General features: G+C 61.2%; 12 protein-coding genes. 7 read left to right on the top strand and 5 right to left on the bottom strand.

The window, feature by feature from the left end:
• The first annotated feature begins 500 nt into the window (after nucleotides 1-500).
• The gene (locus tag XH84_RS01525) at nucleotides 501-11216 is read left to right on the top strand and encodes a VCBS domain-containing protein (RefSeq protein WP_164935877.1); all 10716 of its coding nucleotides are present in this window, start codon (nucleotides 501-503) and stop codon (nucleotides 11214-11216) included.
• 302 nt (nucleotides 11217-11518) lie between these two features.
• Here the strand turns inward: XH84_RS01525 and XH84_RS01520 are convergent, their stop codons facing one another.
• A complete protein-coding gene (locus XH84_RS01520; RefSeq protein WP_128916517.1) occupies nucleotides 11519-11782 on the bottom strand; it encodes a hypothetical protein in 264 nt (87 codons plus the stop codon).
• Nucleotides 11783-12363: 581 nt separating this feature from the next.
• Here XH84_RS01520 and XH84_RS01515 point away from each other — a divergent pair.
• Nucleotides 12364-12642, top strand: a complete 279-nt coding sequence (locus tag XH84_RS01515; protein ID WP_245471570.1) for a hypothetical protein — start codon at nucleotides 12364-12366, stop codon at nucleotides 12640-12642.
• Between the two features lie 178 nt (nucleotides 12643-12820).
• On the opposite strand, the gene XH84_RS01510 is transcribed toward XH84_RS01515, so the two are convergent.
• Nucleotides 12821-13558 carry a metallophosphoesterase family protein gene (locus XH84_RS01510; protein ID WP_128917147.1) on the bottom strand — a complete coding sequence of 246 codons (738 nt, stop codon included), beginning with the start codon at nucleotides 13556-13558 and terminating at the stop codon, nucleotides 12821-12823.
• Nucleotides 13559-14171: 613 nt separating this feature from the next.
• On the opposite strand from XH84_RS01510, the gene XH84_RS01505 reads away from it, so the two are divergent.
• Complete coding sequence (locus XH84_RS01505) at nucleotides 14172-15602, top strand: undecaprenyl-phosphate glucose phosphotransferase (protein ID WP_128916519.1); 1431 nt, start codon at nucleotides 14172-14174, stop codon at nucleotides 15600-15602.
• A 42-nt stretch (nucleotides 15603-15644) separates the two neighbouring features.
• Here XH84_RS01505 and XH84_RS01500 read toward each other — a convergent pair whose 3' ends face one another.
• From XH84_RS01500 to XH84_RS01490, 3 genes are all read right to left on the bottom strand, one after another.
• Entirely contained in the window at nucleotides 15645-15935 is a 291-nt protein-coding gene (locus tag XH84_RS01500; RefSeq protein WP_128916520.1) for a hypothetical protein, read from the bottom strand.
• Between the two features lie 501 nt (nucleotides 15936-16436).
• Entirely contained in the window at nucleotides 16437-18668 is a 2232-nt protein-coding gene (locus XH84_RS01495) for a Wzz/FepE/Etk N-terminal domain-containing protein (protein ID WP_128916521.1), read from the bottom strand.
• A 31-nt stretch (nucleotides 18669-18699) separates the two neighbouring features.
• A complete protein-coding gene (locus XH84_RS01490) occupies nucleotides 18700-19191 on the bottom strand; it encodes a hypothetical protein (protein WP_128917148.1) in 492 nt (163 codons plus the stop codon).
• 688 nt (nucleotides 19192-19879) lie between these two features.
• Between XH84_RS01490 and XH84_RS01485 the strand changes: the two genes are divergently transcribed.
• The 4 genes from XH84_RS01485 to XH84_RS01470 are packed head-to-tail and all read left to right on the top strand — an operon-like array spanning nucleotide 19880 to nucleotide 24640.
• A complete protein-coding gene (locus tag XH84_RS01485) occupies nucleotides 19880-21091 on the top strand; it encodes an acyltransferase family protein (RefSeq protein ID WP_245471568.1) in 1212 nt (403 codons plus the stop codon).
• Between the two features lie 7 nt (nucleotides 21092-21098).
• Entirely contained in the window at nucleotides 21099-22436 is a 1338-nt protein-coding gene (locus XH84_RS01480) for a hypothetical protein (RefSeq protein ID WP_128916522.1), read from the top strand.
• A gap of 9 nt (nucleotides 22437-22445) precedes the next feature.
• The gene (locus XH84_RS01475; protein WP_128916523.1) at nucleotides 22446-23552 is read left to right on the top strand and encodes an acyltransferase family protein; all 1107 of its coding nucleotides are present in this window, start codon (nucleotides 22446-22448) and stop codon (nucleotides 23550-23552) included.
• Nucleotides 23549-24640, top strand: coding sequence for an acyltransferase family protein (locus XH84_RS01470; protein ID WP_128916524.1), 1092 nt, complete (start codon nucleotides 23549-23551; stop codon nucleotides 24638-24640). Before XH84_RS01475 ends, XH84_RS01470 begins: the two co-directional genes overlap by 4 nt.
• Nucleotides 24641-24649 lie beyond the last annotated feature (9 nt).

Here is a 24649-nt window from a genome sequence, read left to right as displayed (position 1 = left end):
GCTGGCTTCGTTCCAGCCTTCATTGAGCTGCACCCCGGCAAAGCTTCGACCCTCCAGTTTGTTGAACCCGGGCGCGAATGCAGATCGGCGCCACACGCTTTCGCATCTGCACCGTTCAGTTCACACCCTGCTTAAGGTTAGCAACCGTGGCGGCTTGACGCAGTCCCGCAACAGTGGAAACAATTTGCAATTATCAGAAAAGTTTTTCGACGGTCGGGAATTTCGACTTCGAGAATTCAGGCGACGCCGACCAACGGCGCAAGGCGTCGAACAATAACAAGACCACGTCATTTCAAACTCGCGCCGTTGGGCTGACGGCGAACCTGAAAAATCAGAAGGTTACGGGAGGGGGCTCACCATGAGCGACCGCACGACGTCACGCGTCGCGTGCATATCGCGTTCCGCTTTCGACGATTGAAGATTCCTGCATCCGCACAACGCAAGCCGCTCCGCGCGCTCGCGAGCAATGCCTGTTGCCCTATCGAGAGAGATGAATCGCCATGATCATTAACGGCACCAATGCAAACGATCAGCTCACCGGCACCGGCTCGGCTGACATCATCAATGCAGGAAATGGCGACGATACTGTCGACGCCGGCGCGGGGAATGATCTGATACTGGGCGGCAATGGCAACGACACGGTGGATGGCGGCACCGGTAACGACATCATTCTCGGCGGCAACGGCAACGATACGCTGCTCGGCGGGGCGGGCAACGATCTGATTTCCGGTGACAACGGCGACGATATCATCGATGGCGGCGCCGGCACCGATATCGTCAGCGGCGGCAACGGCAATGACATCCTGATCTACCGCGTTTCCGAGAATGTGGGTTCTATCGATATCTACGACGGCGGCAAAGGCCAGGACACGCTCCGCCTCGTCGTCACTCAAGAGTTCGCGGACTCGGCCTCGTTCAGGTCCGATCTTGCGGCAATCCAGACCCTCATCGCGCGCTATGGCAGTGCGGACTACGCGTTCAGGAGCTTCAACCTGGCGATCGCCTCGATCGAGAAGGTCGAGGTCGTCATCGAAGGTGCGGCCAATCATGCGCCGGTCGCAGTCGCGGATATCATCTCCGTCAAGGAGGACTTGACGACGGTTGCCAACGGCAATCTGCTTGCAAACGACACGGACGTCGATGCCGGCGATACCCACATCGTGTCGGCCGTCGCGGGAGGCACGGACAACGGCACCACGATCACCGTCGTCGGCGCCTATGGAACGCTGGTCGTCACCAAGGCGAGCGGCGCCTACTCCTATGCGCTCAACAATTCCAGCGCGTCGGTGCAAGGGCTCGCCGAAGGCCAGCAGGTGACGGAGCAGTTCACCTACACGAATGCCGACAACCACGGCGGAACGGGATCTTCGACGCTCACGGTGACAATTACCGGCAGCAACGACGCGGCCACGATCGCGGTGTCGGGGAGCCAGGATATCTCGGTGACAGAGGCCGGGAGCGTCGCCGGCGATCCCAGCGCGTCGGGCCAGCTTGCGGTGCAGGACGTCGACAACGGCCAAGACCATTTCGCGGTCCCGGCCTCGCTGGCCGGCACCTACGGCAACTTCACCTTCAATGCGGCGTCGGGCGCCTGGACCTATACGCTCGATCCGCTGAAGTCGGATTCGCTTGTCGCAGGACAGCATGTCACCGATACCCTGACGGTCGCTTCAGTCGACGGCACCGCCACCCACGATATCGTGGTGAACATCACGGGCGCCAACGACGCAGCAATGATCGGAAATCCCGTCCAGCATGACGTCACCGAGGACGGCGCCCTGGCGGCGGCCGGCACGCTGTCGATCAACGACGTCGACCAGAACCAGAATTCGTTCCAGACCGCCGTCGTCTCGGCGCCCGGCAATCTCGGGACGCTGACGATCGGCGCCGACGGCGCCTACAGCTATTCGGTCGCCAACGACCTCGTTCAGTATCTCGGCCAGGGCGAGACCCGCGACGAGACCTTCACCGTCAAGGCTCTGGACGGCACGGCCAAGGACGTGACGTTCACGATCCACGGTGTCAACGATGCCGCCGATATCGGCGGCCCCGCGCAGCATGATGTCACCGAGGACGGCACGCTCACGGCGTCCGGGCAACTGTCCATCAGCGATGCCGACCAGAACCAGAGCGCGTTTCAGACCAGCGTCGTGTCGGCGAACGGCAATCTCGGTTCTCTCAGCCTTGCTGCGGACGGCAGCTATACCTATTCGGTCGCGAACGCCACCACTCAGTATCTGAGTGCGACGGAGACCAAGGTCGACACGTTCACCGTCAAATCCCTGGATGGAACCTCGAAGGACATCAGCTTCACGATCCACGGCGCGCAGGATGCGCCAGATCTTACGGTCGGCAGCAGCACGTCGGGCGCGAGTGATTCGTCCATTCCTCTGTCGATTTCCGCCACGCTGATCGACACCAGCAGCACATTGCTGGTCAAGATCACCGGCCTGCCATCCGGCTTCACGCTGAATTACGGGGCCGCGATCGACGAAGGCGTCTGGGGGCTGTCGGCCGCCGATCTGGTGCATGCGGACCTCGCACTGATTCCGGATCCCGCCGTTCTGCCCGGTTCGTTCACGCTTCAGGTCACGGCGATCTCGAATGACGGCCTCCATCAGGCGAGCAGCGCGATCTTGAACATCGCGGTTGATATTTCGGCCGGCGCGAACGTTCAGGTCGGTCAACTTCTCGACGGCTATATCGCAGGCGCGACTGTCTTCGCTGATGCGGACAACGATGGCGTACTCGATGCCGACGAGGCCCATACGACGACGAATGCCGACGGAAGCTTTTCGCTCGTGGGCGGCACAGGTACGCTCGTCAGCATCGGCGGCACAGACCTGTCGACCGGCCTTGCAATAACCGGCGTGCTGAAGGCGCCGGCCGGATCGACTGTCATCACGCCGCTCACCACGCTGATCACGGCGCTGGTGGATTCAACGGCCAACGATCCCACGCCGCTGAGTGCGGCGGACGCGGAAAGCGCGATCAAGACGGCGTTCGGTCTCAGTGCCGGTATCGACTTGAAGACGTTCGATCCGGTAGAAGCGGTCGTCAATGGAACCGATGCGACGGCCATTGCCGCTGCGACCACGGTCTTGTCGGCCGCGATTCAGGTCCAGAGCACCATTGCGCAGGTGTCGGCGGTAGGCGGCTCGCCGGATGCAGTGGTCGCGGCCATTGCAGAGGTGATCATCGACGCACCCGCAACTGCGATCAACCTGAGCGCAACCTCGACCGTGTCGGCCGTGATTACCGGTGCGATCGCCAACGTCGACCAGACGACTCTCGACGCCGTCACCAACGTCGTCTCGGCGGCCAACGTCAGCATCCAATCGGCAACGACTCTCACCGAACTGGCGCAGGCCGGGCAGGTCGCACAGGGCGCGGCCGCCGATCAGCTCGCCAACACCGACTTCGGCAATCCAACCGAGGTGACCCAGCTCCAGCAGGCTTTTGTCACCGACCTCAACACCAAGGTGACGACCGCCGTGGTCGGCGACGTCGACGGCGCCCAGCTCGGCACGCTCGGCGACGACGTGCTCGCTGGCGGCAATGGCAGCGACTCGATCGACGGACTCGACGGTAACGACCGCGTCAGCGGCGGCGCCAGCAACGATTTCCTTTATGGCGGTGCTGGCAAGGACTATCTGACGGGTGGTGACGGCAACGACCTTCTCGACGGTGGCCAGGGCTTCGACCGCGCCGTCTATACCGACGCAACGGGCGGAGTCACGATCAATCTCGCGGCGGGAACGGCGTCCGGCGCAGGCGTGGGGACAGACACGCTCGTCAACATCGAAGCCGCCATCGGCAGCGATTTTGACGATATGTTCAACGGGGCCGGCTTCACCGGCGATGCGCATGTCCCGGGTAGCCCGGTCGGGTACAACGAGTTCGAAGGCAAAGGCGGCGACGACACCATCATCAGCAACACCAACAGCCAGGGCGCCGAGCTGACGCGCGTCTCCTATGTCAGCGCGACCGGGGCGGTGACGGTGGATCTCGCCGCGGGGTATGCCCAGGGTGATGCATCGGTGGGCCACGACACCCTCGTCGGTTCCGGCTTCAACGGCGTCTGGGGCTCCGCCTACAACGACACGATTCTGGGCAGCAACAATCCGATGTTCACCGCCGAGGTGTATGCGGGCTTTGCGGGCAACGACTACATCGACGGCCGCGGTGGCTATGACCGCGTGGACTACAACGTCGATCCCAACACCACGACGGGGATTACGGTCAATCTCGCCGCCGGATTCGTGACCGGCGATTCGACCGTCGGAACGGACACGTTGCGCGGGATCGAAGCGATCCGTGGCACTAACTTCGCTGACACTTACAATGCCGCTGGTTTCGGCTCGGGCAGCGTCAATCCCGGCTCCAACGGGACGTTCAACGAGTTCACCGGCAACGGCGGCGACGACACCATCACCGGCAACGGCTTCACGCGGCTCGGTTTCAACAACGCGACCGCCGGTGTCCAGGTCGACTTCGTCACCGGCGTTGCCACCGGCGATTCATCCGTCGGCACCGATCATTTTACCGGCGTCAACGCCGTCCAGGCATCGATGTTCGACGACACGCTGCTCGGCGGCGCGACCAACGATACCTTTACCGGCCTTGCCGGCAACGATTATATCGACGGCCGCGGCGGCTTCGACGTCTCGTCCTACAACAACATCTTTTTCATCACGGGAAGCATCACCGTCAATATGGCGGCCGGCATGGTCACCGGAGATGCGTCGAACGGCTCGGATACGCTTCGTTCGATCGAGGGTATTCAGGGCACCAACTTCAACGATACCTACGATGCGACCGGTTACGGTGTGACCGGAGCCAATACCGGCAACAACGGCACTTTCAACCAGTTCGAAGGCCTCGGTGGCGACGACCTCGTCACCGGTAACGGCAACACGCGCCTCATTTTCGCCAATGCGACCGGCGGGGTGACAATCAATCTCGCGGGCGGCAGCGCGACCGGCGATGCTTCGGTCGGGCACGATACGTTCAGCGGGGTGAACAGCGCGACCGGCAGCGGTTTTGACGACGTTTATGACGCAACGGGTTTCACCGGTCTCAACGCGAACTTCAACTCATTCCAGGGCAATGCCGGAAATGACATCATCTCCGGCAATGGCAATACGCAAATCCAGTATGGCAACGCGACCGGCGGTGTGAGCATCAATCTCACCGCGGGTACGGCCGACGGCGACGGCTCGGTCGGCCACGATACCATCACCGGTGGCGTGTTCAACGTCCTGGGCTCCAACTTCAACGACACCATCATCGGCAGCGCCGGCAACGACGGCCTCTCCGGCAGCGTCGGCAACGACATTCTGGACGGTCGTGCCGGCAACGACTTCCTCAGCGGTGGCGCCGGCACAGACACCTTTGTCTATGCGACCGGCGGCGGCTTCGACTTCATCCAGGACTTCGTTCATGGCCAGGACCAGATCGACCTGACCGGCGTCTACGGCATCTTCAGTCTTGCCGATCTGCAATCGCACACGGTTCAGAACGGCTCCAATACCGTCATCACGTTCGATTCGGGTGACGGCCTCACGCTTCAGAACGTCAATCTGAGCAGCTTGACGGCCAGCGATTTCCTGTTCGGCACGCCGGCTGCACCGATCGTCGGCGACGACAACGCGAACGACCTCGTCGGCACGGCCAATGCCGAATCCATCAGCGGTCTCGGCGGCAACGACCGTTTGCAGGGTCTCGGCGGCAGCGACCTCCTGGATGGCGGCCAGGGCTTCGACCGCGCCATCTATACGGATGCGACCGGCGGCATTGCCGTCAACCTCGCAGCCGGCACCGCCTCGGGACCTGGCGTCGGGACGGACACGCTCGTCAACATCGAAGGGGTGGTCGGCAGCAACTATGCGGACACGTTCAATGCAGCCGGGTTTACCGGCTCGACCGGTCTGCCCGGTGTGGCCGCGGGTCAGAGCGAGTTTGAAGGGCGGGGCGGCGACGACATTGTGATCGGCGATGTCAACGCTCTCGGGCAGATCGTCACCCGGCTGTCGTATCTGGGAGCCACCAGTGCGATCACCGTCGACATTGGCGCGGGGACCGCGGATGGCGACGCCTCCGTCGGCCACGACAGCTTCTCCAACGTCTCGACGATCTGGGGATCGGCCTACAACGACACGCTCTATGGCAGCGATAATGCGGCCTTCACTTACGAGACCTATGAGGGGCGCGGCGGCGACGACTATATCGATGGCCGCGGTGGCTACGACCAGGTCACCTACAATTCGGATACGACGACCACGTCGGGCATCTATGTTCACCTCGCCGCGGGCATCGTGAACGGCGATGCGACGGTCGGCACCGATACGATTCGCAGCGTGGAGGCCGCCCGCGGCACCAATTTCGACGACACGTTCGACGCGACCGGGTTCGGTGGGGCCGGGGCGACCAATGTCGGGTCCTCCGGCACCTTCAACGACTTCGCCGGCGCCGGCGGCAACGACACCATCATCGGCAACGGCTTCACCCGCCTGAACTACCAGATCGCGGCTTCGAGCGTCAGCGTCGACCTCGAGACCAGCGCTGTCGGGACCACCAATGCGGTCACGGTTGCCGGAAGCGCCACCGGCGCAACCGAGGGCACCGATACCTTCACCGGCGTCAACGCTGTGCAGGGCTCAACGTTCTCCGACACGCTGCTGGGCAGCAGCTTCAACAACAACTTCACCGGTCTTGGCGGCGACGACTATATCGACGGCCGCGGCGGCTTCGACGTTGCCGTCTACAACAGCCTCAGCACAGTCACGAGTGGCGTCACAGTCGACATGGCGGCAGGCACGGCGACCGGCGACGCGTCGATCGGCACCGACGCGCTGCGCTCGATCGAGGGCATTCAGGGCACGGGTTATGCCGACACCTATGTGGCAGCGGGCTTCAACGGGGGCAGCGCCAATGCCGGCTCGTTCGGCGATTTTAACCAGTTTGAAGGCCTGGGCGGTGATGACCAGATCACCGGCAACGGCAACACACGACTGCTCTACTCGAATGCCACCAGCGGCGTCACGGTCAGCCTGAACGCCGGTTCGATAACGGGGGACGTGTCCGTCGGGCACGATACCTTCACGGGCGTCAACAGCGTCTATGGCAGCAATTCTGCCGACGTGTACGATGCAACAGGCTTTATCGGGTTCAATTCCTTCCAGGGCCTTGCCGGCAACGATGTTATCACCGGCAACGGTAGCACGCAGCTGCTGTTCGCCAACGCAACCGGTGGCGTTGTCGTCGATCTCGCCAGCGGCACCGTCAATGGAGATGCCTCGGTCGGGCATGACGCCATCACCGGCGGCGTGAACAGCGTGTCCGGATCGGGCTTCAACGATACGCTGAAGGGGGGCAACGGTGCCGACAATCTGTTCGGTAACGGCGGAGCCGACACCTTTGTTTATGTGAGCGGCGGCGGCGCCGATTTCATCGGCGACTTCTCGCATGCGCAAGCCGACAAGATCGACCTATCGGGCGTCGCAGGCATCTACAACCTCGCTGACGTCCAGGCGATCGCCTCGCAGCAGGGACTGAATACGTTCATCAACTTCGGCAATGGCGATAGCCTGACGCTGCAGAACGTTGATCCGTCGAACCTCACGGCTGCGGATTTCATCTTCGCGCCTGGCGTTCACCTGATCGGCGATGCCGGCGCGAATACGCTGGTCGGGACCGCCTACGCCGACAGCCTGAGCGGCCTAGCCGGTAACGATCGCCTGAAGGGCCTCGATGGCAACGATTTGCTCGATGGCGGCCTCGGCTTCGACCGCGCCGACTATACCGCTGCAACGGGAGGCATTACCGCAAATCTCGCGGCAGGCTCCGTGACAGGTCCAGGGGTCGGCACCGATACGCTCGTGAACATCGAGGGCATCGTGGGCAGCGACTACGCCGACACGTTCAACGCGACCGGCTTTGCGGGCGATACCGGCATTGCCGGCACCAATGTGGGCTTCAACGAGTTCGAGGGCCGCGGAGGGAACGACACCATCACGGGAGCAATGAACAGCCTGGGTGCGCTGCTGACACGCATCTCTTATGGCAGCGCGACGGGCAGCGTGACCGTCGATTTGGCGGCCCATTCGGCGACCGGAGATAGCTCGGTCGGCACCGACACTCTGATAGGCTCGGGCTTTGCGGGTGTCGTCGGTTCTGGATTTGCCGACCAGCTGCTCGGCAGCACCAATGGTCCCGGCACCGTGGAGATCTTTGAAGGCCGGGCCGGGAACGACTTCATCGACGGCCGGGCTGGCTTCGACCGGGCCGACTACGCGCTCGATCCGGCTGCCGTGGGCGGGATCAACGTTCAGCTGGCCTCGGGAATCGTGACGGGTGATACTTCCACGGTCGGCACCGACACGCTTCGATCGATTGAATCCGTGCGCGGATCAAACGACGTCGATACGTTCAACGCCACCGGCTTCGGTTCGGGCAGCACCAATGCCGGGTCAAACGGCACCTTCAACGAATTCATCGGCATGGGAGGCAACGACAGCATCACAGGTAACGGCAACACCCGTATTGCGTTCACGAACGCGACCGGGGCCGTGGTCGTTGACCTGCAAACTGGCGCGACGCCCGGCACAGGAACCGCAAGCGGTGACGCATCCACGGGCCTCGACACGTTTAGCGGCGTCAACGCCGTGATGGCCTCGATGTACAACGACACCATCCGCGGCAGCAATATCACCACGGCTACAGAGACGTTCACCGGCCTTGCCGGCGACGACTTCATCGATGGCCGCGGTGGCTTCGACATCATCAGCTACAACAACCTCTACTTCTCGACCGGCCCGGTCACCATCAACTTCACGGCGGGCACCGCGACCGGTGACGCTTCGATCGGCAACGATACGTTCCGCGGCATCGAGGGTGCCCAGGGCACCACGTTCAATGACGTCTTCACCTCCACGAATTTCGGCGCCGCCGGCTTCCAGAACGGTGCCGTTTACAACGTGGGCAACAGCGGTAATTTCAATCAGTTCGAAGGCCTCGCCGGCAACGATACGATCACCGGCAACGGCAACACCCGTATCATCTATTCCAGCGCGATCGATGCCGTGACGATCAACCTGCAGGCGGGGACTGCGACCGGCGGCGGCTCCATCGGCACCGACACCTATGTCGGCGTCAACAGTGCGACCGGCAGCAACCTGAACGACACTTACAATGCCGCAGGCTTCACCGGCGTGACCTCGGCCGGGTCGTTCGGAACCTTCAACCTGTTCGAGGGCCTTCTCGGCAACGACACCATCACCGGTAACGGCAATACGCGGGTGTCTTATTCTCAGGCGAGCGGAGGCGGCGTTTCCGTCGACCTTTCGACGGGAATTGTGAGCGGCGCAGCGGGTGCCGATGTCATCACGGGTGGCGTCAACAGCGTGCAGGGTTCGAACCAGGCCGACACGTTGGTCGGTGGCTCCAATAACGAGTTCTTCTTCGGCGGCGGCGGCGGCGACACGATCAACGCGGGTGGTGGCAACGACGGCATCACCGGTCAGGGCGGCGACGATGTGATCGACGGTGGCACCGGCACCGACATGGTGACCTTCTCCGGCACGCAATCGCAGTACACCGTCGCGACGGCAGGAACGATCCAGGTTCAAGATAATGTTGCGGGCCGTGACGGCGCCGACATTCTGGCCAACGTCGAAGTGCTGCAGTTCAGCGATGCCATCATGCTGCTGTCCTCGGGCGCTTCGGGAAGTCCGATCGACCTCTCGACGCAGCAGCTTTCTGGCGCTGCCCCCGTGATCGGAACGGCTGGAGACGACTACCTTCGCGTCGGAGCCAATATCTTCGGACACGTGATCAATCTGGGAGGGGGGACGGGAGATACCGTCCTGCTCAATGGCATCTTTGGTAACGGTTACACGCTCAATCTCGCAGGTGTCGAAAATCTTGTCGGCAACGGCAACGACGAGTTCGTCAACCTCACGACGAACGCCAACGGACTGGTCGTCGACCTCGGTGGCGGCAATGATCAGCTCAGTCTCGCGGGCGGCGCCAACACGCTGAGCCTGATCGGTGTCGAGGGAATCAGCGGATCCGATTTCGGTGCGGCGCCGGGCGTCAACGACGTGCTCACCTTGTCGACGACGGTCGCGGGCCTGAACATCAGCCTCGGCAACGGCGACAACACGATGAACCTCGCTGCCGGCGCCAACTCGTTCGTGAACATCTACGATGTCAACCACGTGAACGGCACGGCGAGCGACGACACCCTGACCGTCACCGGTGCGATCGCGGCGGCCAACGGCGTCGCGATCGACCTCGGCAATGGCGATGATACGATCGTCTTCGACGGAAACTTCGCTGCCTTTGCCGCAACGGGTATCGAACACATCAACGGCAATTCGGGCGACAATTCGCTCAGCTTGACGAACAACGTCGCCGGCATCACCATCGATTTGGGCGGTGGAAACGACTTCGTGTCGCTCGCCAACGGCGTCAATTCGCTCAGCATCAATGGCGTCGAAAACCTCAACGGCAGCGACTTTACCGGCAATCTCAATCCGTCGGACGATACGGTCACGCTGCTGAACACAGTGTCCGGCGTAACGGTCAATCTCGGAGAGGGAACGGCCAACGTCCTCAATCTCGCCGCAGGCAGCAATTCGTTCGACAATCTGTGGAACGTGAATCTGCTCAACGGCAGCTCGTCCGACGACACACTGACGCTGCAGGGCAGCCCGGCGAACGTGATCGATCTCGGCGACGGCAACGACACGCTGAACTTCAACGCGAATGTCTACGGCGTGACCGTGACCAACGTCGAGACCATCAATGCCGCCGCTAATTTCGACCTGATCACGATCGGCAACTCGTCGGGCAATACCACCATCACTGCCGGCGCGGGCGCGGACGAGATCTTCGCCAGCGCAGGTCATGACAACTTCCGTTTCGTCGGCACCGCAGATTCCGCCGCCGGTGCTGCCGACACCATCCACAATTTCGATGCGAACAATGATAGCTTCACGTTCTCGGGCATCAGCGTCGCCGGCGGTCACATCGAGTATGTGGATGGTGCACCTTTGCTCGGCGGTAACCAGGCTTCAGCCCACCTGCAGAATTTCGGGCCGGGTAACGACTATCTCCAGATCGATATCGATGGCGACGGAACGAGTGATATGGACGTGAGCCTGCAAAATGCGGGGGGCACGCTGCACAATAGCAACTTCTTGATAGCCTAGCGGCTCATCGGCCTTGGAGGTTCCGGTCCATCTGGCTCCGGGACCTGCGTCCCGCGAGCTGCGACCGCCGAAGCGCCTCCAATTGGGCCATCGAAGGACTTCTGGGAGCGCCCATGGATAACGGAAGGGGAAAGCGCGCAGGCTTCGGGCGGCCGGAACAATTTGGCCTTCCCGGCCTTGGAGCCCAAACGCGTGGCGCTTTTGAGGGCCGCGGCCGATGGCCTTTCTCAAACAAACCTGCCGCCCCCCGTTGGCCGGTAGGGCGGCAGTTGTTAGTCGAGCTCAGCTCAGCGCAGTCGCATTTACCGGACGTACCAATATCCCCACCAGCGCTGGGATACGGGCCGTGCCTGCGCCTTCATGGCGGCGACTTCCTCGACCGGACGAAGCTGGGGACCATAGATCGCGGGCGGGTAGACATCATCCCACAGCACAAGGCCGCCTTGGACGACGGCGGCCCGGTGTGACGGAGCAAGCGCGAGCTCGGCGGCCGGCGCAACCGAGACCGTTACGGCGAGGCCAAGAGCGGCCAGGGCAATGGATGGAATAAGGGCGCGGAAGGTCATTGGATTTGAATCCCTCTGAAATGCGATGCGAAATAATGCGACGGGTTCCGGTCGGTTGCAAGGCCGTGGGCTGGCCGGTTGGCCCGAATCTTCCGGTGCGAGGGAAGGCGCGTCAGGCTTGCCCGACTGCAACGGTGTTGGAGGGTGGGGGGCGCGAGGACATCTCTCTATATAGAGTGCTTCTCATGGAAGAATCTTGATCGTTGCGATCGATGCACGCGAGACTACGCTGGATGCACGCGAGAGGTCAGGCATGAACAATCTTTCGGCGTCCAGGGTCGGCAAGAATCATGATGTCGACACACTGCTCGCTCTTGATAAGTCCTAGACTATCCAAGGCACCTCCCATGACTTCTGCATTCGTCTCCGCTTTCATTTTCAGCGCTGGTCTCATCTTGGGCTACGCGTTGCGGGCTTGGCGCGTCCAACGAAGTCCTGCGAACTCATCCCGTGGCGTCTCGCGCCGAAGGACTGGGCCGACTCCGACCTCAACGTTCGGCCACGCCCGACGAGCCTTTTAGGCAACGTCCGATGCGCTGGCAGGACGCGGGATCTCACGGATACGAATGGGTCATGACGAGATGAGCGAACCCAAGAGGGACGCGCCCCGGCGCTACATCGTGGATGGCGCGGGACAACGCGTGCTTGTCGGGCTGACGATCTCGGAGACGGTCGAGTTCGAAGCCCTCGATAATCCAAGCGCCCGCCATGGCGCCGACTTGCTTGTCGAGGCGCACCGTGTCCGTCAGGACAAGCATGGCGAACGTTGGCTGGAACTCTACGTCAAGCACGAGCGAGCCTGGAACGATTGGATGGCCGCAACGCGTGCGCGGCTGGAGAAGCCCTGCTTGCTCAACTAAAGCATGATCCGGAGAAGTGCGAAGCGGTTTTCCGGAAAGATCGTGCGCAAACAACGACCGAAAGCGCGATGATGATTCCTCCAAATCTCATCGCGCTTTAGACTCTGATCAGGAAATGTGAGCAGCAGCCTTCCGAGGCGCGCCAGCTTCGGCAGGCTGATGGCAAGCCGCCGTCACCTCACACTGCGAGCATGCGGCTGCCCTGGATACTCATCAGGGTAAGGTTGCCGGTCGCATAGGCGCCAGTGTCGATGTTGACCCGGTTCGCCAGGAATTCGGCGCTGCGGACCGGCGTGTGACCATGCACGATATATTTTCCGAACTGTTCCTCGCTCCGCAGGAATTCTTCGCGAATCCAGAGCAGATCGCGCTCGGTCTGCTCGGCAAGTGGAACGCCCGGGCGAACGCCGGCGTGAACGAAGAAGAAGTCCCCGCAACTGAAGCTCAGCCGCAGATTGTCGAGGAATTCCAGATGTTCGGTGGGCATTGCCCGAATCAAATCGCGCATGATCGATGCGGGCTCGTCGCGCTTCAGGTCCGGCGGGGCGAGCCCGTAGGACATCAACGTCTGGGCCCCGCCGACGGCAATCCAATCTTCGAACAGTGAAGGGTCTTCGAACACCCTCACAAGAAATTCCTCGTGGTTTCCCTTGAGGAAAACCGCGTTTCCCCGACGGCTCCGTTCGACCAGGACGTCGAGAGTGGCGCGCGTATCCGGGCCGCGGTCGATGTAGTCGCCCATGAAGACCTCGACCGCATAGCGCGGCCGGCTGCGGGTAACGTCGGCGTCGATCACCCGCAACATGGGCTCGAGCAGATGCGCGCATCCGTGAATATCGGAGATCGCATAGATGCGGACTCCCTCCGGCAATTGCGGTTTGGGAAGGGTCGGGCGTGGTCGGGCGAGAGATATCATGGCGCTCAATCGACGGGTGGTTGAAAAATTTCCCCAAGTCGCCGGCACCGGAGAGCTTCCATCCAACACGAACAACGTGAATTCGGTGAGGGAGCGTTCCTGTTCTCCGGCTCGATCACGCCAAAAGAAGGGCGCGGCATTTTTTGCCGACCTGGTTATGCGACGGGCGGCGCGAATGATCGGTCCGCATGATTGCATTGCTGCGTGCGAGAGTGCGGCAAAGTTGCATGCCTGAGCCAATTTTTCAGACGCACGCCTAGATGGAAATCCATCGAAATTCTCGCAACTGACTCGTTCCGCCTCCTCGCGGGGACTCGCTTCGCCTGAAAGATGAGCGATGGGCGCTCGCGCGACGATCATGCATCGCGCTGGATGTGGAACTTGATTCAAAATAGGGCAACGCGTTCGCTCATATGTCATCACTGTGACGACATTTTCGGCGCGACGAATTTCGCTGCGCATTTCAACGCGGCGCATGATCCTTGCGCCGCAAAAGTTTTGCGTGCAGCGCCACAATGTCGCTGCGATCAACCAACACTTTCCGTGCGGGGAAGTGACGAGTCTTCAGCATCACGATGAGCGTCAGGCACTCTCTCGATAGGCAGAGGTTCGAATGGCTGTTGCAACTTATGGTTCTGAAAACGCTCACACGCTGTCGTCGACGCGCGGTGGCTCTCTTCAGAGGCCGTTTCAGATCGTCGTCATGGCTGCTGACTTTCTGCTGATCCTGTTGAGCTATGCCGCCGGGGCTTCGCTGTACGGCGCGGCCGTCGCTTCGCCCACAGATGGCGCTTCGCTGGGAGCCGGATTGTTTGTCGGCGCGGTGTTCGTGGCTGTCGCCTATTTTCGCGACGTCTATGCCACGCACCGTTTGCTCAACATCGTCTGGCAGCTTCGAAAGGCGGTGCTTATCTGGCTGACGTCGCTGACGATCCTTGCCGTTGCGGCCTTCTTGCTGAAATCGACGGATAATCTATCCCGCGGCACGGTCATCGTGTTCGCTGTGATCGGCGGACTTGGTTTGATCAGCCTCCGTTTCCTCTGGCAGGCGGTGTTCGGCACGAGCTTTGCGAGAAGCCGGCTGGTCGACCGCAAGGTGGTCCTGCTCAGCCTCAAGCCGCTCGACTTCACTTCGAGCCGCTTCAAGGATCTGCGGAGGAATGGCTTCGACGTGATGCGCCATTTCGTGCTCGGAGCCGATCAGGATGACGGCCATTGGGAGCGGCAGATTCGTGACGTAATCCGTCAGTCGCGTTCGGCCGACGTCGACGAATATCTGCTTGCGATCGACTGGAACGAATTGCCGATGCTTCGCAAGCTGGGGCCATACTTGCGCGCCGTCCCGCAGCCTATACGCCTGCTGCCTGACGACCCGGTCGCGGATCTCGTGGCCCGTCCATTTCTGCCGGTCAGTGGAACCGTAGCGGTCGAAATCCAGCGGCCGCCTCTCACCATTCTCGAGCGGTTGCAAAAGCGCTGTCTCGACATTGGCGTGGCCTTGTTCGCACTCGTGATGCTGACGCCGTTGCTGCTGACCGTTGCCATGCTGATCAAGCTGGACTCCCCAGGAACCGTCATATTCCGGCAATCGCGCCGCGGCTTCAACGGCAGGCCGTTCGAGATCTGGAAGTTCCGAACCATGACCGTTTGCGAGAACGGTGAGACGATTGCCCAGGCGACCAAGCGGGATGCCCGGGTCACCAAGATCGGGCGCTTCCTTCGCATGACGAGCATTGACGAACTGCCGCAGCTCTGGAACGTGCTGCGCGGGGATATGTCGCTGGTCGGGCCGCGCCCGCATGCGCTGGCCCATGACAATTATTATGACGAGCTGATCAGCAAGTACGTTTACCGGCACCACATGAAACCGGGCCTGACGGGCTGGGCTCAGGTGAACGGGTTCAGAGGGGAGACGCCGACGATCGATCTGATGGAAAAGCGGGTCGAGTACGACGTCTGGTACGTCAGCAATTGGAGTATCTGGCTCGACCTCAAGATCATGGCCCGCACGGCGTCGGCGGTGATGTTCCAGGAAGCCTACTGACCGTTCAATGTCCCGTTGATCTGAAGCGGCAGGCGCTGGAGCTCAGGTTCCATCTCGCGACGACCTGCCGAAGAGCCGCATGATCGCATCCCGCAAGGCGAGCAACGGCGGCACGAGTACGAAGAAAGCCCCCATCGCAACGGAAACGATGACATGGCGAATCGAGAAAGGTTCGTCCTGCTCGATTTCCCGTCGGCTCGGATCGATGGGCGCGGGTGAGAGCGTCGGCGCCGCCATCGGCTGCCGGCGCGCCTTGCGTGGAGGAACCACGATCAACACGAACAGGATGTTGAGCAGCACCCAAATAGTCAAAATCGTCAGGACGATCAGCATTCCGAGCCCGCCGGAAAAGAACTGCAAATATAAGCCGAGGTTAGCCCCAGGGAACCCAAAAAGAAAGATGCCCAAGGTTTCGGCATTTTGAGGCCTCGAGGACCGGATTGTCTCGTCTTATCGATGGATGGCTGCCAATTGGCGTACTGTCTTAGCCATCACCGGTTTCGTCAATCCTTGCTTTTGGCTAGAGCAAGAACTGCAAGTTGTGGATTCCGGGCGAATACGGAGGCCTGAGCAAGGTCTGAGTGGTTTGGTGCAATCTTCGGTCCCGTAAACGAAGGCGCGTTCGATCGCCTTCACGCGACAATTCCGCAAAGCACGAGAAAAGGCCCGCTGCCAACGGCAACGGGCCCGAAATCGTTCAAGTTCGGTTGGCGTGGCGCTGCGCGCCTCCAGTCTAAAGCGCGAAGAGATTTGGATGAATCGTCATCGCGCCTTAGGTTATTGTTTGCGCATGATCTTTCCGGAAAATCGCTTCGCACTTTTCCGGATCATGCTTTAGGCGTGCTCGACGTAATAGCTGTTGTGGTGCTTGCCCTTATACGCCTCGATACGCTTGAGCATCTTCGGGTTGGCGCGGTTGAGCACGGCACCGAGGAGCTTCTTCTGGAGGACTTCCGACCCGGAAACCGACTCCTGAAGAGCGCTTCGTGTCGTCTGCCCCCATTCGATCACGTAGACCATGGCGTCGATCAGGAGGCTGACGGCCTTCGAGTCCGCCACCGGCATCACCGGGGCAAGGTCGATCACGATGTACTCGTAGTGCTCTCGCAGCACCTTGAGCAACTCGGCCATCGCCTTCGATCCAATGACGTCGGCCGAATTGACCATGCGGGACGCCACGACGGAGGGCAGGAAATCCAGGCCCGTCTCTTTGCTTCGCTGCACATGGTAGCCGAGGCTCGCCGGATCGCTCAGAGCCTCGACCAATCCGCTCTTGGCGTTGGGTGCGAGCTCCCGGGTGAGCGAGCGCGTGTGCAGATCGCCGTCGATCAGGACCGTGCGATGTCCGGTGAGGGCGATCAACTGTGCGAAGTTGGCCGCCACCGTCGTTTTTCCTTCCTTGGGAAGGGAAGACACGATGCCGATCACCTTGATCTCGCGGGTCAGGCGCGCAACATCGATCGACACCTTGATGTTGCGCAACGTCTCGGCGAACCGCGAGAACGGATGATCGACGACGTAGCGGGACAGATCGGCTGAGCTTGTTTTGGCCGACGTCGAAAGCAAGGCGCCGGTCGTCGTTGGCGGACGAATGTCGGGCAGGACTCCGAGACACTTGACGCCAAGCTCCTCCTCGACCTCGCCGGGGGTCCGCAGGACGTCGCTGAGCAGTTCACGCCCGAATGCGATACCGAAGCCGAGGCAGAGACCGCCTACCAGGCCTCCCACCAGCGCCAGCACCGTGCGCGGCGAGCTCTTGCGATCCGGGTTGGTGGCGGTGCTGATCAGGCGTGCCTCGCTGAGCGGAAAGCTCTGATTCTGCGTCGCGCTCTGCAGCTTCTCGAGGAAGTTGTTGTAGAGGTTGCGGTAAGTGTCCGCGGCGCTTTCAAGATCGCGCAGCTTGACTTCGGCCTGGCCGGTGTGGCCGGCCTGGGCGACGAGCTCCTTCACGTTCTTCTCGAGCGAGGCTTCTCGGCTCTTCGCGATCTCATAGTCGCTGCGATAGGCGTCTCCGATCCGATGTAGCTCGTCGGCGATGTTCTTGCGCAGCTCCTCCATCTTGTTGGCCAGATTGACCGCAGCAAGATGTTGCTTGCCATAGCGCCTCGACCAGTCGGCATATTGGGCCTGAAGGTCGAGATATTGGGCGCGGAGGCGGGTGATGACCGAGTTGTTGAGAGCGTCGGTCACCGTCGACTGTGCGACGTCCTGATCCGAAATCGCGGTGATCCGGTCGAGCCGGGCCTTGGCTTCGGCCGTCGCCGCACGCGCTTGAACCAGCTGGGTGTTGAGGTCCGACAATTGCTGTTCGGACATCAGGCCGCGGCTGGTTCCGACGATATTGTGCTCGGCCTTGAAGGTTTGTACGGCGCGGTCGCTGGCCGTAGCCTGCTCGCTCAGCTCGATGCTGCGCTGCTGAAGCCACTCGGTCGCCCGCTTGGTGGATTCATATTTGGCTTCCAGGGCGCCGACCAGGTAGGCCTTGGCGATGGCGTTGGCGATCTTGGCGGCCTTGTCTGGGCTCCGCGCGCGATAGTTCAACGACAAGACATACGTCGTCAGGACGCGTTCCGTCCTCAGGTTCTTCTGAACCTGCTCCACCACCGCATGCTCGAGACGATCCTGGGACGCCGGTTCGCCGGAGCCAAACAGCGACATGACTTTGCCGAGGACGATGGACAGCAGGCCCGGATCGGAGCCATTGAACTCCGGATCGTCCGTCAGCTTCAGCCGACGAACGACCGAAAGAATCAGGTCGTCCGAATTGATGACCTCGACCTGGCTGTCGACGTAGCCGGTGTCGATGAGGGCGCTGTTGGCGTTGCTGTCCTTGTCCAGCACCTGCGCCTGACGCGTATCCATCATGATGCGGGCGTTCGCCGTGTACATGGGTTGCGCCAGAACCAGATAGACGACCACCAGGGCCAGCGCAGCTCCGGTGCACGCCGCGATGATCGGCCACTGCCGGCGCAGGACGTCGGCCACGCGCTCGAAGCTGAGGACCGCTCCGCCAAACTCGATGCCAAATCGGTGTCCCGACTGGAAATGTTCTCTGGGTTGGTACATTGTCTAATTCGCTGCCTCTGACGATCGCTGATCAGTTCGGAAGGGGGACGGGTTTGAAAGGATTGGCCAGCTTGGTCTTCCATTCGCCGTCGAGCAGCGCCCCACCCCGGGACGGTTGCGTCGGGCCTTTGTCTTGCGCCTGAGCCTGGACGCCGGAGGCGTCGTCTCCCGCGGCGGAATAACCTGCTTGCACGTTGAGATCGCCAATCCGCTGCACGAAATCCTTGATCTTGCGCGCAGCGTCCGGCTTCGTCGACGTGCATCGCCCTTCGGCAATGCGCAGCGCGGCGCCGATGGAGGACCGATCGGTCGAAGCCGATGCGGAGATCAGTGTCTGCACGGACGGCAACACCGACGTAGTCGTGGCGATATAGGTGGAGAGCCGATATCTCAGCTTCTCCTTGTCATTGCGCAGTCGCTCCAGCAGCGAGGAGGGCGACTTGACGAACGTGTCGAGCTCGAGCTGCGAGGCACGATCTGTAAATTCGACGCACTGAGCGCGGCAAGCATCGATGCTCGACACGGTCAAGGCAAAGCTCGCCAAGACGATCGTTAGCCATCGTGGCCTTGCATGACGACGTGTCAGTCCGCAGCCCATCCGTGTCCCTTGCTCCTTGTTGCATTAGGAGAACACGCGAAACCTGGCAGGTAACTGTGTCAATTTTTGTGCGACGCAAAAGAGGAGTCCATGTCGTCGATTGCAACCGCTGCGTTGTCGTTTCCCAATCGGTTGCAAAATGACGATATGCAATGCCTGCGAGATCGGCATGCTCGCGCCCAAGAATGTTGCAACTTGAAAACATATGAGGCGTCTTCCATCCGGCGCCGCCGGTCGCGTCGCAAAACCGACACAAGTCGCCGGGCGAGACATTAGTTCCCGCCGTGAAGAATTATTGGTGCGACATGCATGACCACCTGCACGCGGATAAATCAGCGCCGTTGCGTTCGGCTTGACCGCAACAGCGCCGAATTTCGCGCACACTTTGCACGCAAATACCCGCCATCATCGCGCCCGAATTGATTTGCGCGCCGACGCACGGCGGTCTCAAGCAAAAAGTGGCGTGAACTTGGCGCTCGCATGTCCGAACGAACTGCGAGCGTTGAAATTATCGTCGATCGTCATGCGTCGAATGCGAGTCCGCCATCGCGGAGATTGAACGCGCGCGAGTCCTGATACACACTGCTGCGGTGCAATAGCTGGGAATGTTGATGTGACGGAGTTGGTTCATCGTGAGAAGGCGCATGTCCTGCCGCTCGACAGTATCCGGGGCATTGCTGCGACATCGGTGGTGATTCACCATCTCCTGCTGATGCCGACGTTCCTCGCTGCGTTCCCGCACAATGCGTGGATCAACTGCTCGTTCTTCAGAAGCTCCTGGCTGCTGGTCGATCTGTTCTTCGTTCTCAGCGGGATGGTCATGTCGCTCAGCTACGTCGAGAGCGACTTCGGGCGTTTCTCGCTGCGTGAGTTCATGGTGCGGCGCCTGGCGAGGGTCTATCCGCTGCACATCGTCGTGCTGATGGCAAATCTGTTGTTTCGCCTGCTGCGTATCAGCCTGGTCATGACGGGTGTCGTTGTGGCCGCGCCGGCGGCCTTCGAAGTGAACAACGCCTATTCCTTCGGTCTCAACGTCCTGCTGCTGCATTCGATGGGGTTCATCGACTATCTCAGCTGGAACGCGCCGAGCTGGAGCATCAGCGTCGAGTTCTACACCTATCTGGTGTTCGGCCTGATCGTCCTCTTTGCCCAGCGCATGCGTTCCCTGTTGTGGTTCTACGTCCTCTGCGGCGCGCTCGCGGTCGGAAGCCTGGTCTTCATCATCTTCGTGCTCGACAAGAGGAGCCTCGGGCTTCAGACCGACTTCGGTATCCTCCGCTGCTTCGTCAGCTTCTTTCTGGGCGTGTTGACCGTCAGGATCGTTGATCGCCTGCCGGCCAAGCCGGGCCCTGCCGTGCAGGGCGCGCTGCAATTCGTCGCCATGATAGCCAGCATCGTGCTGGTGTCCTTGGCGGAGTCCAGTCCTGCCTCAACCTTCCTCGCGCCCGTGACGTTTGCGATCTTCCTCGGCAGCCTATTGGCCTTTCCGGATGCGCTGCTGGTGCCGCGGATCCTGGTGGCTGGGCCGCTGGTCTGGCTCGGGAAACGTTCCTACTCGATCTATATGGTGCACGCCCTCGTGGTGCTGCTCGCTGAATATTTCGTACGGGCGGTGGGGGCAGGGCGGATCGCCGCGCTGGATTCGGTCTGGACGGGCCTGCCGGCGACGCTGAACCTCGTGGTCTCGCTGGCCGCCGTCCTGGCGGTGTCTCACTTCACTTATCTCTACGTCGAAATTCCCGGCGGCAAGTTCATGCGAAATGCACTCGGAAGCCGCCGGGATTTCGCGCGCTCTCCCGCGCGGTCGGCGCGGCTGACGAACTGAGCCGGACATGACGATCTCTGCGCTGCATCGACCCCAGATGACGCTGATCAGCCTCAACATCGAGGCCATCGCGCTCGCGGTCTATCTGATCCGCGACGCCTTCGGCGGCGTGATCCGCTATTACACCAGCATCTATCACATGAATGCGCTCTGGTACGTGCCAGACGCCGTTGCGCTTCTGTGCCTCGTCCAGTTCTTTGTCCATTGTATCCTGCGCAATCGCAGCACCCTGGCCCTGCTGGTGTTGGTGCAGATCATGCTGTCGCTCGTGCTCGGCTATTTCATGCTGGGTACGGTCAACGCAGCGGTCTCGTCGTTCAAGATGATGCTGCCGGTGTTCGTCGGATTCTGCTTCTGCGATTCGAGCCTCGGCTCATACCGAAAGCTTCTGTCGGTCATTGCCGTGACCTTCTACCTGTCCGTGATCGGTGTTTTCCTGACGAAATTCTACCTGATGCCTTGGGTCGGCTACAAATACGAGTCCTTCGGCGCGGTACGCGAGGCCGGCCGGTTGTGGTGGGCTTATGGCGGCGACGACCAGCGCCTCATGGGTTTTGCGGCCGACAACACCATGGCCGCCTTCTTCATCCTGGTGTCGTTCGCGATCACGTCCATTCGCATGAGCACCACGTGGTGTCTCCTGTTCGGCTCCATCGCGATCTATGCCATCAAGCTGACCACGAGCAAGACGACTATGATTGTCCTCGTGCTCTACTTGATTCTGCTGGTGTTCGTGCGGATGCTGCCGGAGAAGTCGCGCTTTCCTGCCATCCGGACCATCGCGCTGTGGTCTTTCGCCTCGATCTTCGTGCCGTTCTTCATGATCGTGGTCGCTTCCGGTACCGCCGCGGTGCCGCACTCGACGCTGTTCAGCATCGTCGATCGCATCAACAACAGCTGGCAAAAGCCGTTCATCTACCTGACCCAGCTCATGCCGGTCGGCCTCGTGACTGGCTGCGGTGCGGGTTGCTTCAACTATCCGCAACAGCTGTTCTCGCCGCTCGCGTCTTTTTGGGTGCCCGTCGACAATTTCTACATCGGGACCTATTTGATGTTCGGTCTCCCGTTCGCCGCATTCATGGTGATGGTGTTCCGGGCGACATTCGGAGCGACCGACGTCTACAAGCTGACGCTGATCTTCGTCGTCAACCTTTTCACGATCACGGTGCTGAATTACGGCCCGGCGTCTGGCCTCCTGATCATCGCATTGAGCTTCAGCGAGGTGTTCTCGCGCCGTACAGCGTCCGCACGGGCGGGCGACACCGTGCCGATTGTCTTGCGGCAGCCCATGCCGTCATTGGAAGGCTTCCGCCCGGATATACCGGCGGCGAGCGGAAGCAGGTGAGAACGAACGATGCATAAACGGCTCGCATTCATCGATACGCTGCGCGGTATTGCCGTGTTGTCGGTCCTGGTCCAGCATGTCTTCGAGATCATCGTCGAAAAGCACCCGACAGGTGCCTATTACTGGCCGATCCACGACGTGTTCGGCTACTACATGAATTTCGGCCGGTTCGGCGTGGTGCTGTTCTTCTTCGTCAGCGGCTTCGTCATTCCGTTCAGCTTCCCGAACAGCGCCACGCCCATGCGGGACTTCGCGATCAGCCGCTTCTTCCGGCTCTATCCGGCCTACTGGACCTCGCTCGTGGTCGGGCTCGTGACGATGCAGCTGCTGGAGTTGAAGGTCTATCCGCTCGGACAGGTCGCTGCGAACGTGACGATGTTGCAGACCTTCGTGAACGTACCGAACCTCTGGGTGTTCTACTGGACGCTGGCGATCGAGCTGCTGTTCTACGTCGGATGCACCATTCTGTTCGCGATGGGGCTGCTGAACCAGCGGTTCACGGCAGTGACGATTGTCGTTGCGGCCGCGCTGGTCGGAACCACCGCTGCACTCCTGGTGGAGAGCAGGACCGTTTCCTCCGTGATGGAAGTCGGGCTCAACCTGTCGGCGATGTTCCTGGGCAAGATCATCCGCGACACCGTCATCGGCGGAAAATTGCGATGGACTCACGTGGCGGTCTGTACGCTGCTGTATGCGGTCTTTGCCGCCACACTGTCCGACCGGCGGTTCGGGGGCGTGTATCACGAGAATTTCTTCTACAGCTATTCGATCGGATCGGCCTATGTCTGCGCGGCGCTGGTCTTCATCGGCTTTGCCGTCTTCGGCGAGAGAATGGCGTGGCGCCCGATGGCGTTCGTCGGCGTGATCAGCTATTCGATCTACCTGATGTCGCCGTTCGTGATCGTCTTCATTCATCGCCTCGTCTGGTTCGGCGACGGGCCGCTTGGATGGTCGATCTTCATGGTCTTGATCCTGGCGTTGTCGGTTCTTGTCAGCTGGATGACGTACGCATTCATCGAGAAGCCCTGCATTTCGTTCGGGCAGAGGTTCCGCTCTGCGCGGCGAAAGGCCGTCGTTCTCGAGCCTGCGCTCAGTACCCAGGGAGCCGCAGAGTGACCCAGCTTCCGCACCAGCCGGGCGGAGCCTACGACGGATCGTTCGTTCCGTCGGTCCAGGGGCTCCGCGGCATTGCGGCGCTGAGCGTGCTGATGGATCATTTCTACGACATGCCGAAGGGCGGCATGTACGACATTCCGGATCCCGGCTTCCTGCCGCCGCTCTGGCCCTGGCTACAATCGGTGATCAATGTCGGCGGGCATGGCGTCGAGCTGTTCTTCATGATCAGCGGCTTTCTGATCCCGGCGAGCCTGGTACGGCACGGGTCGCTGCCGCGGTTCTTTTTCGATCGCGTCCTGCGCATCATGCCGGTATTCGTCGTCCTGCATCTCGCGCTGTTCGCGATAGGTCCGATCGTCGCTTACAAGTTCTTCCGCGGGATCGATCTACCGAGCTATCTCGCCATCTTCACTGCCAATCTGTTTTTCGTGCAGGATGCGCTCGGCCTGCCCATTGCCCAGCAGAATGCCTGGACGCTGACCTATGAGTGGGCCTTCTACATCTGGTTTGCAGCCACGTTTTCAATGCTGCGCATCGGCGGCAAGCTGCTGGCCGCGCCCCTGATCCTGCTGGGCATCGCCTGTCTCATGCATTGGCCGATCACGGCCTTCTTCTGCATTGGCATGCTCTTCAGCGCAACCGGCTTTCGCATTGCGATTCCGGGGCGTCTCGGCTTGATCGCAGGGCTTGCTTGCGGAGCGGCGATGTATGCGAGCCTGGTGCTGTTCCACCCGTTCGTGGGGCTGCTTCCCGGCTTCCTGCTGTTCGGCATGGTGCTTGCCCCGGGGGCGGGCCTGGGCAAGGCTCTGAGCGCGCCGGCCCTGCAATATGTCGGCAAGATCAGCTACAGTCTCTATCTCGTGCATCCCTTCGTGCTCTTCCCCTTGCAGGTGATCGGCCTGAAGTTGGTCGCCGTCGGCGTCGACCGCTGGCTGCTGTGGACCGCCTTCATCGCGCTCGGGCTGGTGATGTCGTTGGTCGCAAGCGCAATCAGCTATGAGCTGATCGAGGTGAGGCTGAGGCGCCTGTTGGACGGAGCGATCCGCGGCATGTTCTTTCGACCGCTGAAGATCGGGCAATCGATCTGAGAGACCGCG

This window comes from Bradyrhizobium nanningense (assembly GCF_004114535.1).
Taxonomy (GTDB): Bacteria; Pseudomonadota; Alphaproteobacteria; order Rhizobiales; family Xanthobacteraceae; genus Bradyrhizobium; species Bradyrhizobium nanningense.
This window is presented reverse-complemented; position numbering and strand designations above follow the sequence as displayed.